Origin of the sequence: Fibrella aquatica, from assembly GCF_041321135.1 — a bacterium.
GTDB lineage: Bacteria > Bacteroidota > Bacteroidia > Cytophagales > Spirosomataceae > Fibrella > Fibrella aquatica.
On the sequence record NZ_JBGGWF010000010.1, the window covers coordinates 192,339 to 204,782 of the forward strand.

Annotated in this window: 9 protein-coding genes; all 9 read right to left on the reverse strand. The window is 52.4% G+C overall.

Annotated features, from left to right (window positions below; genetic code table 11):
* Positions 1 to 39: 39 nt before the first annotated feature.
* The 9 genes from ACAW87_RS20440 to ACAW87_RS20480 all read right to left on the reverse strand — a co-directional run bounded on the left by ACAW87_RS20440 (position 40) and on the right by ACAW87_RS20480 (position 12,315).
* Entirely contained in the window at positions 40 to 915 is an 876-nt protein-coding gene (locus ACAW87_RS20440) for a ThuA domain-containing protein (protein WP_370725495.1), read from the reverse strand.
* A 213-nt stretch (positions 916 to 1,128) separates the two neighbouring features.
* Positions 1,129 to 2,283, reverse strand: coding sequence for a Gfo/Idh/MocA family protein (locus tag ACAW87_RS20445; protein WP_370725496.1), 1,155 nt, complete (start codon positions 2,281 to 2,283; stop codon positions 1,129 to 1,131).
* A 211-nt stretch (positions 2,284 to 2,494) separates the two neighbouring features.
* The gene (locus tag ACAW87_RS20450) at positions 2,495 to 3,526 is read right to left on the reverse strand and encodes a sugar phosphate isomerase/epimerase family protein (protein WP_370725497.1); all 1,032 of its coding nucleotides are present in this window, start codon (positions 3,524 to 3,526) and stop codon (positions 2,495 to 2,497) included.
* A gap of 203 nt (positions 3,527 to 3,729) precedes the next feature.
* The gene (locus tag ACAW87_RS20455) at positions 3,730 to 4,953 is read right to left on the reverse strand and encodes a class I mannose-6-phosphate isomerase (RefSeq protein ID WP_370725498.1); all 1,224 of its coding nucleotides are present in this window, start codon (positions 4,951 to 4,953) and stop codon (positions 3,730 to 3,732) included.
* Positions 4,954 to 5,091: 138 nt separating this feature from the next.
* Positions 5,092 to 6,141, reverse strand: a complete 1,050-nt coding sequence (locus ACAW87_RS20460; protein ID WP_370725499.1) for an aldose 1-epimerase family protein — start codon at positions 6,139 to 6,141, stop codon at positions 5,092 to 5,094.
* Positions 6,142 to 6,252: 111 nt separating this feature from the next.
* Positions 6,253 to 7,017 carry a 3-keto-disaccharide hydrolase gene (locus ACAW87_RS20465; protein ID WP_370725500.1) on the reverse strand — a complete coding sequence of 255 codons (765 nt, stop codon included), beginning with the start codon at positions 7,015 to 7,017 and terminating at the stop codon, positions 6,253 to 6,255.
* 48 nt (positions 7,018 to 7,065) lie between these two features.
* Positions 7,066 to 9,783: a c-type cytochrome gene (locus ACAW87_RS20470; RefSeq protein WP_370725501.1), complete on the reverse strand. Its 2,718-nt coding sequence runs from the start codon at positions 9,781 to 9,783 to the stop codon at positions 7,066 to 7,068.
* A 391-nt stretch (positions 9,784 to 10,174) separates the two neighbouring features.
* A complete protein-coding gene (locus ACAW87_RS20475; protein WP_370725502.1) occupies positions 10,175 to 10,687 on the reverse strand; it encodes an acyl-CoA thioesterase in 513 nt (170 codons plus the stop codon).
* A 110-nt stretch (positions 10,688 to 10,797) separates the two neighbouring features.
* A complete protein-coding gene (locus tag ACAW87_RS20480) occupies positions 10,798 to 12,315 on the reverse strand; it encodes a glycine--tRNA ligase (protein ID WP_370725503.1) in 1,518 nt (505 codons plus the stop codon).
* Positions 12,316 to 12,444: the final 129 nt, after the last annotated feature.

A 12,444-nucleotide genomic window follows, 5' to 3' on the forward strand; every position in this document is an offset into this window, starting at 1 on the left:
GAATTTCTTTTGCTTAAAAACAGTCTCATACAACCAGAATTAGTTTACAATACCCCGGTACGCTACATTGATAGGCAGTTTTTCAGGCTGTTTTTTAGGGATGGACTTGTTCAAACCCCAATGAATAGCGTTGATAACCAGCCGCTGAAAGGCCAAGACCTGAAAATCTTCAGGATGCCCCAACGTGGTAAAGAACGCCTTGCCGCCCCATTCATTTTGCCACGTCCAGGCCACCGGGTTATCAATAGCTTCCTTATCGGGGTTCACCGATTTACCCATCAGCAACGGCACTGCACCTTTCGCCGGATAATCGGGCATGACACGATAAAGCCAGGATGCGGCGTGAAATTCAGGCGCAACGCCCCTCAAAATCGGGTTTTTCGCGGCTTCAGGAATTACCCTTACATCGGTGGTGCTCTTGTGGCCGTAATGCGTATGTTTGGCCGCCCCACCCCAGCCCGGCGGTGTACCAAAAGCAAACTCACCAAACGCATTCCACCGTACACGCGGATCACCCGCCGGATAGTTGAAGGCGTGAGAAGTGGTGCGGAACCCCATCACCGGCTTGCCCGATTTCAGGTACGCATCGATATGGTCCAGCTGATCCTGAGGCAGTTGCCGCCAGCGAAGGAAGAAAACGGCCAGATCGGCTTCTTTAAGTACTTCGAGACCGGGGATATCTTTTTCGCTGTTCTGGTTCGGAAATGATTTCAGCACCTTCGTCCGCATACCGTAGTTTTTCTCCAACTCAGCAGCAATCAGCGGAAGGGTTGACTCACCACCGTATTCATGGTCTCCCGTGACAAAAACAACCAGCGGTTTAGTCGCTTTCGCTTCGGCTTCGGATAAACACAGTTGCGTAAGCGCAAGCAACCCGGCGGCATGATGAATGAATTGGCGACGGTTCGTTTTCATAGAATGTTAGTTGGTACGCGGATTATTATGGTACGCGGATCTAAAGGGATTAAACAGATTCTCGCAGATAATTATGGTACGCGGATTAAAGGGATTTAAAAGGATTTTCGCGGATTTTGGATTGACGCGGATCTTTAGATTGGAGCAGAGCAAATCCCTTTAAATCCAAGAATCAGCGAGAATCTGTTTAATCCCTTTAATCCGCGTTCTATATCACACAGTTACGCCGGTTTCTTTCCAGCTTTTCGAAGCGGCAGAGGCTAGTACCGCTTCGCAGACTTTTTGCGTTTCTAGGGCGTCCTGGAAGTTTGGCGAGCAGGGTTCACCCGTTTCCAGACTTTTCAGGAAATCACCTACCTGATGCAGGAACGTGTGTTCGTAGCCAATACTTGTGCCAGGAATCCACCAGCGGTTCATGTAAGGCTGATCGCCATCCGATACGTGAACATTACGCCAACCCCGTACGGTCGACTCGTCTGAATGATCGAAATACTCCAGGCGGTTCATGTCGTGCAAATCCCAACGGATCGACGCGTGTTCGCCGTTGATTTCGAAGGTGTAAAGTGCTTTATGGCCCCGTGCGTAACGCGTGGCCTCGAACAGACCAAGTGACCCGTTATCGAAGTGGCAGTGGAACAGGCAGGCATCATCAATACCAACGGGTTCCACTTTACCCGTCAACTGGTGCATGCGCTCTTTCACGAAGGTCTTGGTCATGGCCGACACATCGGTGATGGCGCCGTTGAGCCACATGGCCGTGTCGATGCAGTGCGCGAGCAGATCGCCCGTGACGCCGGAACCTGCCGCAGCGGCATCGAGGCGCCAGAGGGCCGTTCCCCCCTGCGGCAGGTCAGCGTTGATGGTCCAGTCTTGCAGGAAGTTGGCCCGGTAATGAAAAATTTTGCCCAGCTTGCCCGAATCAACGATCTGCTTGGCGAGCGTTACGGCCGGTACGCGGCGGTAGTTGTACCAGACGGTGTTGGGTACGTTGGCTTTGTTAATGGCGTCGACCATGCCCTGCGCTTCGTCCAGTGTTCGGGCAAGGGGTTTTTCGCAAAGGATCATTTTGCCAGCTTCAGCCGCTGCGATAGCAATTTCGGCGTGCATATCATTAGGCGTGCAGATATCAACGGCATCGATATCATCACGGGCAATCAGGGCGCGCCAGTCGGTCTCAACCGATTCATAGCCCCATTGTTCGGCAAAGGCCTTTACACCCTCGGCATTGCGCGAACACACCGCTTTCAATACCGGACGGTATTCGAGTTCAGGAAAAAAATGACCTACCTGAAAGTATCCGTTTGTATGAATCCGACCCATCAGGCCGGTACCGATTAAGCCAATTCTAAGTTCTTTTTTGGTTGACATTTTTGGTGAGAGTTTGATGGTCATTATGCTTCGCTAGCGCGAGCATTCGCTCGTGCTTTTCATTCGCAAGCATTCGCTTGCTGCCCGACAGGGCATTGTGGTAGAGCAAAAATCATATGCTGACTACCGTATTACGCTTTCGCGTTACAAGCAGATGCTTGCGAATGAAAGGCACGAGCGAATGCTCGCGCCAGCAGTGAGCGCAACGGCATTACGCTTCATACCAGCCGTGTTGCTTACGTACCTGGATCATCGTGGCCAGAATATCATTCCAGGTCTGCTGATTGGTCATAACTGCGTTGGGGAACATACAGCCATCCCAGCAAATGTGCTTGAATGCTTTGGTCAGTTGACCGCTTTCGTCGCGCAGCCAGAAACCGGCGTCGTTGGCCACGTCAAGTTTACCGTTGGGGTCGAGCGCCTGACAGTGGCGACCGGTTTTGTCGTGCGAGCCAGAGCCAAATACGGTCCCATCGTTTTGGGCAACGTGGAAATCGATGGTCCAGGGGCGCAGGGCGGCGGTCACTGTTTTCAGGCCTTCGGTCAGGGCGGCGCGGTCGTTCCAGTCGAAATCGATGGGCAGGATGCGGTCTTGTGGGCGGTTGTAGCCGAGTAAGTACAGCAGCGTGTGCGCCATATCGGCCTGAAAACCCATATTTGGGCGATCAACAGCTTCGAGGGTGTCGAGCATCGTTTTCCAACTGTGCATGCCGCCCCAGCAGATTTCTCCTTCGGCGGCCAGCTTTTCGCCGAAATCGGCGGCTACGTCACAGGCTTCGCGGAAAGTCTGAGCAATGAGTTTGGTATTCCCCGCCGGATCAGCGTCCCAATCATGCGGCGAACTGGCCGAGTCGATCCTGACCACGCCGCTTGGACGCACGCCAAGCTCCGTTAACCGTTGACCAACGTGGCAGGCTTTACGAACCATCTCCACAAACTGGGTACGTTCCTCTTTGGTCCCCATTGCCGGACCACCCCAGATAGGCGCCACCAGCGAACCGATTTTAAGGTTATGTCCCGACACTTTATCGGCCAGACGTTTAATACCGTCGTCATCAAGGTTGACGTCGATGTGCTCGAACAGGGCAAGGTCTACGCCATCGAATTTCACGCCATCCACTTCAGCGGCAGCGGTCAGTTCCAGCATGGTATCAAATCCAATGACGGGCTCAGAGTCAGGTCCTTTTCCGACCACGCCGGGCCACATGGCGTTGTGTAGTTTAGGATAGTTATTCTCGTTCATGATGTTGGTACGCGGATGATGATGGTACGCAGATTAAAGGGATCAAACAGATTTTCGCAGATGCTGATGGTACGCGGATTAAGGAGATTTAAAACGATTTGCGCAGATTTTGGATTGAAGCGGATCTTTTAAATTGAAGCAGAGCAAATCCATTTAAATCTAAAAATCCGCGTCAATCGTTTTAAATCCCTTTAATCCGCGTACTATATCTTCAAATCAGGGTTCGATGGGCCGAAGTGTTTCAGAATAACGATCGGGTCGGTGGTCGATGGATTTACGATCGTTACGCCTTCTTTGGCTGCTTTCTCGCTCACGAAGAACTCATCATTGGTGAGTTGACCGTAGCGGATCAGGGCGGGGGTTTCAATATCCCAGACGCCTAGTTTGCCGTGGCCCTGCATCACGATGAGGCCATAGGCGCCGCTGTCTTTAATGGTGACGGTTGCACCCGGCATCACGGTTAGTTCTTTGGCACTGAACGCATCTGATTTGTAACACACCCAGTTTTCGACGTACCCAGCCGCTTGCATCTCGGTCACATCACCGACAGGCAGCGGTGCCATGAATCGGTTGGCCATCATCTGTGGATCAACGTTCAAATCCCAGTCAATGGCTTCCATCAGTTGGTCGTAATCGCCTATGCGCTCTTTCGGGGTGCCGTTCCAGAGCAGTTCTTCAGGGATAATAGCCTCGTTCACCAGCGACTGATACATGGCAAACACGTCCGACGCTTTCTGCGGCTCGTAGGTACAGAGGCTACCCGGTGCGTGAAGCAGTCCGGGGGGTACGTCCCAGCCGGTGCCGGGTTCGAGGCGGTAGGCCATCGAGTAATTGGTGATCTTGTTGTCGCCTTTAGTGAAGTTCATCAGGCATTCCTTGATCTGCTCTTTCGACGTACCCGGCGCAATACCGATAAACGTATACGGAAAATCGCCGCCGTGGTTGTTGAGTTGCGGCGGAAAGTAATAGGCTTCGGGTTTACCCAATTGACCGATGTGCGCGGCTTGCTCATCATTATGGTGCAGGTGGTGTGGTAGCGGTCCCATGTTGTCAAAGAACTTGGAATACATGGGCCAGCTTCCGTACTGATCCCAAAGCCGATCACCAATCAGGCTTCCTTTCAGTTCATCAACGGCATCTTTCAGCAGGAACTGCACCTCGTTGTCGCCATCCTTGAAGACAACGGCGCTCAGTCCTTCGTTTTCGCCGGTCAGCGGACCGTTTTTCGCAGGTGTTGTCGATGATAACCAGCGTTCGTCGATACCGCCGCGCTCACCGCCCAGCACATAATAATCGTCGGGGTGAAGTTTGATCCGTCGGCCAGGTACGCAGAACGATCGGGGCACCCAGGTTGGAGCCAGTCGTAAGATGCCTTTTCCCTGTTCAAAGGCTTTTTCAGCTATGCTCATGGTGGAGGTTGTTTCCATAAAGGGTTTGTTTAAAAAGAGGTCATTACGCTACGCGGTCATTAAATGGTCATTAGGCATCGCCGTCATTAAGTGATCATTCGTAGAAAAACAATTAATGACTATGAATGACCACTTAATGACAGCGCATCGTAATGACTATTTCACAAAGTCATCAATCACCGTTTCATTACTCAATACGTCAAATTCCAGGTCATACATACGCGTTTCACCGGGTTCCAGCATAATCAGCGTATTATTTGCCCGCGCGGCTGCCTGACCAATGGGCGGATGTGTTCCGGGTTCAATTCCTGTCACGTACTCGCCTTTGCCCCAGTGCTGCCAATTAGTGAGCCACGGCAATTGCGCTTTCTGGAAACGCATAGCTACCGCCAGCCCGAGTTTCGCATTATGCACCCCGGCCGTACACCAACCAGACGCATCGGGTGTTGCGTCGACGAACACGACTGCTTCGCCCGTTCCGAGGTGGGCATCCAGTGGCGCAGGACAGGTTTTGAAGTCGTTTCCCTCGCGAAAAATATCGGCATGGATACCGCCTTCGCGTGGTTGCCAGTCACCCTGCCAGATTAGCTTCGCTCCTTCGTCGACCAGCGGCCAGCCGAAGTTCACGTGATACAGCAACATGTGCGGAGCGGGTGTGTTGGCCCGGTTCACCACCTCATCATGAATCCGAATGGTAGGTTGCCCAAGCGTTGCAGAAATGGTACGTCGTAGCTCCAGACTAGGGCCAAAAATCCGGGTTTCCCGCATCCGTCCGGTAATGCTCATTTCCAGTTTGCCCGCTACCGGGTCGGGCTGAATAATGGATTCGATCTCGGCAGGTACGTTGCTGATATGGCCGTGAATACCTCGTTCGCCATATTCATCGCTTTCGGGTCCCCCCACGTGCGACAGTCCACAGGTGGTCAATAACCCACCGTTGAACGTTCTCAACCAGTCGAGGCCACGGTCAGAGAAGGGTTGTGGCGCGGTAATGCCCGAGTGACACAGCCAGGCCAGGCTATGCTGATTGTAGAACGCATCGGCAATGTCCATGCCCCGGTCAATGACCACTTTGTAACGCAGTCCCGAGCCGGTATTGATCCAGGCAACCCGAACGCCCCGACCAGCTCCATTATCGAGAACCGCCGTTTCAATGCCCCCGACCTGCGCCGGGTTATTAATCTTATCTGTCCAGGGGTAGGCCATTAAAGTGGTTTGTGGTTTGTAGTCTGTTGTTTGTGGTTGCGCTGCTGATTTACGTTACTGGTTCATCAGCAGCGCAACCACAAACAACAGACTACAAACCACAAACTGATCTTACATCGTCTTCAGCATCAGACTTCTATACTGCACTTTCATGGGTGGTCCTACGTGAACCTGAACGCCTAGTAACCCTTTCGACGAGCCATTAACCTTGTCGTTGTCAGTGACATCGCTCATGAGTACGCCATTGATGTAGTGTTGCAGGCGGTTACCTTTCACGATCAGGTGAAACTTGTTCCAGGTCTCGGGTTTGATAAACGTCTTGAGCGAGTCTGAGCTACCTAGTGAACCAGTCACGATCAAGCCGCCCCAGGCGTTGTTCTTCACGTTTGCCCGAACAGCTTCGATCGAAGCGGCACCTGTGTAGGCTGGAATCGTCGTTTTCTGCCCCCGATAGGCCAACGTGGTGCGTTTCCGCTCTTCGTAGTTCTGGCCGGTATAACGCATTTTCCCGTCAATGTCGGCCTGATAACCACGCAAGGCAAACGGCACATCGGTCAGTCGATCGCTTCGGTAGTTGATGCCGGAATTACCTTCGGTCGTGATGCTGAATTCGCCGGTAAACTCGAAGTCGGCGGGCTCGCCTCCTTTCCAGATAATAAACGAGTTCGTTTTCAACAAGGTGGTAGGCGTAATCTCGCCAACCAGATTACCATTCTCTACCCGCCAGTACGTCGGATCACCCTCCCAGCCGTTCAACGTTTTTCCATCGAAGATCTGGACAAAGCCGTCTTTATTCGCTTTTTTAGGTTGCGCCTGGCAAAGCGTTGTGAAGCTGACGGCTATGATCGCGGCTAAGCATATCGTTTTTTGACTCATATCGTGTTTGCCTATTTGTGGCTAGTAGGTACGTACCTACACAAACTACTACTTACCCTTACCCGTATCAACCGCCTTATACACCTCGTTCATCTGATTTCCGCCCGATTTCAGATAAGCGACCAGGTCTTTCAGTTCCTCACTGTTCAGGCTATTGATGAGGCCGGGGAGCATAATGGATGAAGGAGAATATTTGCGCGACACCACCTCTTTTTTGGCCAGCTTACGAAGCTGATCCGGTGCAAAGGGGTTTTGGGAGATCGAGTAGCTCGTTTTATCTTCCGACACCAGCCGACCCAGCACCGACTCCCCATTTTTCAGCGTGAAGATGCTTGAGGCGTACTGATCGGAGATGGTTTTGTCGGGCGAAATAATAGCCTCCAGTATGTCTTTATTGGAGAAACGGGTGCCCAATTGAGTCAGGTCGGGGCCAATATCGCTGCCCTGACCGCCTATGGAATGGCAACGGCTACACAGCACAGCCGCATAAAGTTTTTTGCCCGTTTCAAAGTTTCTCGCCATCAGCCCACTATCAATAACCGCTACTGCATTTTCCAACCGCCAATTCCGGTACGGTCCCTTGGGCGAATAATCGGATGCGATATCGTTGCCCGACTTTGTCAGTAGATCAGCACCCGAAAGCTTGTTATACGTCTCGAACTGCTCTTTGGGTACGTTGGCGAGCGCCAGTTTCCGGGCTCTGTCGATGAAGCCGATGTAGCTGTTTCCTCCTTGATACTTAAAGGCATTGGCAAACCAGGTGAAGTAGGTATTGCGCAGCGCCGGTGTCCAGCCGGTTTTCTGGCGGCTCAACATAGTGGCGTAGTACGTTTGCTGTAAGGGAGGTACTTTTTCCAGCATCCTGGCAATATCCAGTCCATACTGAGGGTTCCGCAAAATCAGATCCGACGAAGCAGTAGCGGCCTCCAGACCAAGATCCTTGATTCCTGCTTCGGTTTTCTGGCTCATCAAGGCCATCGTTTTTTCAATGACGCCCGGTGCTTCCAGGTAGATCAGCAACTTGCTCAATCCGCGATTCATTAGCGCCGTTTTAGCTGGGTAACGCGGGTTTAGATAGGCAACCAGCCGGTTTTTTTCGGCGGGCTCCGGTGGGCCCATTCGCAGGAAAACCAGTTCAACGGCTCGTAGTAGATCAAACTGTTGCGCCTCTGAAAGTTGCTCGTATTTTATGCTGGTCAACGCATTGAGCAGCTTGCTCTTCAGCGAACTATCGCCCTGCCGGGTTAAAGCGATCAGGGCCTGCGTTGCTCCTTGGGGATCTTTTTCCGCGAAAGCTTTTTCCTGCCATTGCGCCACTGGCTGATGCTCAACGGCCATACGCGCGGCGTAGCGAACAAACCGATCGGCATGATTCAGGTTGGGCCAGGCCAGCGCCAAAGCGGCTTCATTGGGGCCCTGATGAAATTGCTCTAACTGGGTACGTAGCTGATGCTCTTTCGTAACGGTGGGCGCGGTAGCCAGAGTCGACACATCATCGGCACCGGCATACGTCACCCGGTATAGGTCAGACTCGAGCCGACGACCACCGGTCAGGAAATACAGTGCCCCATCGGGCCCAACCACGCCATCGGTCAATGGGAGTGGCGAACCGGAAATAAACTCTTCACGATCAGCCTCATAGGTAGACCCTTTGGGTTTTAGATGAATTGAGTAGATGATGCCAAAACTCCAGTCGAAGGCAAACAGCGATTGACGATATTTCTTAGGAAAGCGAGCTTTCTGTCCAGAAATCAGGTTCGTGGGTGACCCCTGTCCGATATTGATCACCGGCGGTAGATTATCCGGGTTGGCGGGTAACCATTTGCTGTTGCCCGTACGCCAGCCAAACTCGGCCCCGCTCGTTACGTGGCAAATTCGGGTAGGCCGGTACCAGGGCAGTCCGAAATCCCACTCCATATCCGAATCATAGGTGAACATGTCGCCCGTCTCGTTGAAGGCGATATCGAAGGCGTTTCTGAACCCGGCACCCATCAGTTCCCAACGTTTTCCTTCGGGGTCAACTTTTGCAATCCAGCCACCGGGCGCCATGCGGTCGTTGGCGTGCCCGCGCGGGTCTTTTATCAGTGGGAACAGGTTATCTTCTTTCCAGTTCGAGGGTAAGCGGTAAGCGTCCATCGCCGGTACGTCGGTATGATTACCCGCAACAACGTAAAGCGATTTTCCGTCGGGAGCCAGCACCACCGAATGCGGGCCGTGTTCGCCTTCGCCTTTCAGCTCTTTCAGCAGGGTAATTTTGTCGAGCTGATCGTCGCCATCTGTGTCCTGCAACCGGTACAGCCCGCTACCTTTGGTGAAGGTAGAGTCGAGCCGGTGATTGACCATGACATACAGGCTATTAAATGCCCAGAGCAACCCCTGCGCGTACCCCATTCCGACTCTTGGTTTAGTTGGGTTGGCAGCAGAGGGCTGAGCCACGCTGATTTTCAGCTTCTCGACCCGGGGTTTCTGCACCCCCGAACCAATGGCCGGCAGATCGAGCCGATAAAGCGATCCGTACTGATCGGAGGTAATCATTCGCCCCTTGTCATCGAAGGTCATGGCCACCCACGATCCTTCTTTATTGTCGGAGGGGCTGTACAGATGCTCTGCCCTAAAACCGGGGAGTAGTTTCAGTTTGTCGACTTTGGTGCTGTCGGCTATCCGTTCGGCAGTGTGGGTTTCCCGAAGGCTAATCCAGGACGTACCCAGCAAAACGAGCGCACAAAGAATAAATCCAACTTTAGTTTGGCGGGTCAGCGTTAACATGACGTTTCAAGGGCTTGGTTGCTCTCAAAAACTGCATTTGTGCCGATTCTACTGACATGCTCATTACCCTACCTGATTAGGAGAGACCTAAGCACCCGGCACAAAATATGCAATTCAATCGTCAAATGTTACCACGCATTGGCCGATAACTTGCCTACACTTACCTACCAGGCCAACTTTTTTCGCGGATTCCTATTTTAGGGGTGAAGGGCGAGAGGCGAATTGGTGAAGGGTGAGGAGTGAAGGGTGAGTTAGTCAGACACCTGTTGCGTACCTACGGCACGCTGACGTTACCGGACCTGTTTTTTCTACCGACGCTTCGCTATTATGTCCCTACGGGACAACCGGCAAAACCCGTCACTCCTCACTCTTCACTCTTCACCCTTCGCCCCTAAGCCAAACTCTGCTTAATATCCCGGATTCGGTCATTGAAGGCGATGGCGTGCACATCGAGGTCGGGGACTTTGGTGGCGTCCAGCAGATCCATCACGGCGGGGTGGTGCGGAATACGCTTACCCGTTTCGATGCTAATGTATTTCGACGTCACCCACAGCACATTTTTGAGCTGTTTCTTCCGGTCGTCGGTCATGTAATATTCGGTGATTGTGGTGTCGGTATCGAAATACACGATGCGCGACATAATACGTACCCACTCACTCACCAACGCCGGGCGTATATAGGCGATCTGATGCTGGTACACCACCCAACTCGACTTGTATTCGTGAAATAACTGCGCGGGGGCAAACCCATACAGCTTCGCCACCTGATCTTCGCGGGCGTTGAAATAATAATCGAAATACTTGGCGTTGTTGAGATGCTGGAGCGGATCACAGTCCTGAAACCGGATAATCGTCCGTGTTTCTGTCTCGACCGGGTACGTCCGGTTTGGGTCACGTATGAACATAAAGCCTGCGGCGTTTGTGGTTTGTCGTTTAAAGTTTGTGGTTGCGCTGCTAATTCACCAGTTTTCCTGAATTAGCAACGCAACCACAAACTTCAAACGACAAACTTCTTCTACATTTTCTCTAAAATTCGCTCAATCGATACTTCGTGACCGATTTTGGCTTTCAGCTCGCTGATGGAGACACGTACCTGCTCGGTAGTGTCGCGGTAACGGATTGTTACGGTGTCGTCTTCCAGCGTCTGGTAATCAACGGCGATACAGAACGGCGTTCCGATCAGATCCTGACGGGTGTAGCGTTTACCAATGGCATCGCGCTCTTCCATAATGACCCGGAACTCTGATTTCAGCGATTTCACGATCTGTTCCGCTTTTTCGGGCAGACCATCTTTGCGCACCAGCGGGAATACGGCTGCTTTGATCGGGGCCAGTGCCGGATGTAGTTTCAGGTACGTCCGCTCTTTCTGCTGATCGCCCTCGCCAACGGTCTCTTTCGTGAACGCGTTGCAGAAGGTAGCCAGGAACAGACGGTCGGCACCCACCGATGTTTCCACCACATACGGAATGTAGTTACCGTGGGGTTTGCCCGTGGCGGGGTCAACGTCATTATCGAAGTATTGCTGTTTCTTACGGCTTAGTTCCTGGTGCGCTTTCAGGTCGAAATCAGTGCGTGAGTGAATACCTTCCATTTCACGGAAACCGAACGGGAATTTGTATTCGATGTCAACGGCGGCGTTGGCGTAGTGGGCCAGTTTCTCGTGGTCGTGGAATTTCAGGCTGGTAGCTGGAATGCCGATCGCCTGATGGAACTTCATGCGGGTTTCTTTCCACTTATTATACCACTCCATCTCGGTGCCGGGGCGCACGAAATACTGCATCTCCATCTGTTCAAATTCGCGCATGCGGAAGATGAACTGACGGGCAACAATCTCGTTTCTAAACGCCTTGCCGATCTGGGCAATACCAAACGGAACACGCATCCGACCCGTTTTCTGCACGTTCAGGAAGTTCACGAAAATACCCTGTGCCGTTTCGGGACGGAGGTAAATCGTACTGGTGTCTTCGGCTACCGAACCTACCTGCGTCGAGAACATCAGGTTGAACTGACGTACCTCAGTCCAGTTTTGAGTTCCCGAAATAGGGCATTTGATTCCTTCGGCAATGATCAGGTTCCGCACGCCTTCAAGGTCTTCGGCACCCAGTAACCGGCCCATTTCTTCGAGCAGCGCTTTGCCACGGGCTTCGTCACCGGCGTTGGCATATTCTTCGGCTTTCAGTTCCAGCAACTGATCGGCGCGGTAGCGTTTTTTCGAGTCGCGGTTGTCGATCATGGGGTCGTTGAACGAGTCGACGTGGCCGGAAGCTTTCCAGGTTAGCGGATGCATGAAAATAGCCGCATCGATTCCCACTACCTCATCGTGTAGTTGGGTCATCGCCTTCCACCAAACGGCTTTGAGGTTGTTTTTCAATTCAACGCCGTTCTGACCATAGTCATACACAGCCTGTAGGCCATCATATATTTCCGACGACGGAAACACGAAGCCATATTCTTTCGCATGGGCGATAATATCCTGAAGCGAAGTAGCCGGAGCGGCAGGGGCCGATCCTTCGGCCAACGTATTGGTTGTCATAATGGCCGCAAAGATAGCTTCTGCCGCCAATACCACCGACTTTCCCGACCCATACGGATACAGGACACCTTTTTTTTGACCCGATTACAGGATTTACAGGCTGGTTGAATAAAGAATACCACTTACTTT

Coding starts and splice junctions, on each gene's coding strand:
- ACAW87_RS20440 (WP_370725495.1), bottom strand. CDS start 915: ATGAAAACGAACCGTCGCCAATTCATTCATCATGCCGCCGGGTTGCTT.
- ACAW87_RS20445 (WP_370725496.1), bottom strand. CDS start 2,283: ATGTCAACCAAAAAAGAACTTAGAATTGGCTTAATCGGTACCGGCCTG.
- ACAW87_RS20450 (WP_370725497.1), bottom strand. CDS start 3,526: ATGAACGAGAATAACTATCCTAAACTACACAACGCCATGTGGCCCGGC.
- ACAW87_RS20455 (WP_370725498.1), bottom strand. CDS start 4,953: ATGGAAACAACCTCCACCATGAGCATAGCTGAAAAAGCCTTTGAACAG.
- ACAW87_RS20460 (WP_370725499.1), bottom strand. CDS start 6,141: ATGGCCTACCCCTGGACAGATAAGATTAATAACCCGGCGCAGGTCGGG.
- ACAW87_RS20465 (WP_370725500.1), bottom strand. CDS start 7,017: ATGAGTCAAAAAACGATATGCTTAGCCGCGATCATAGCCGTCAGCTTC.
- ACAW87_RS20470 (WP_370725501.1), bottom strand. CDS start 9,783: ATGTTAACGCTGACCCGCCAAACTAAAGTTGGATTTATTCTTTGTGCG.
- ACAW87_RS20475 (WP_370725502.1), bottom strand. CDS start 10,687: ATGTTCATACGTGACCCAAACCGGACGTACCCGGTCGAGACAGAAACA.
- ACAW87_RS20480 (WP_370725503.1), bottom strand. CDS start 12,315: ATGACAACCAATACGTTGGCCGAAGGATCGGCCCCTGCCGCTCCGGCT.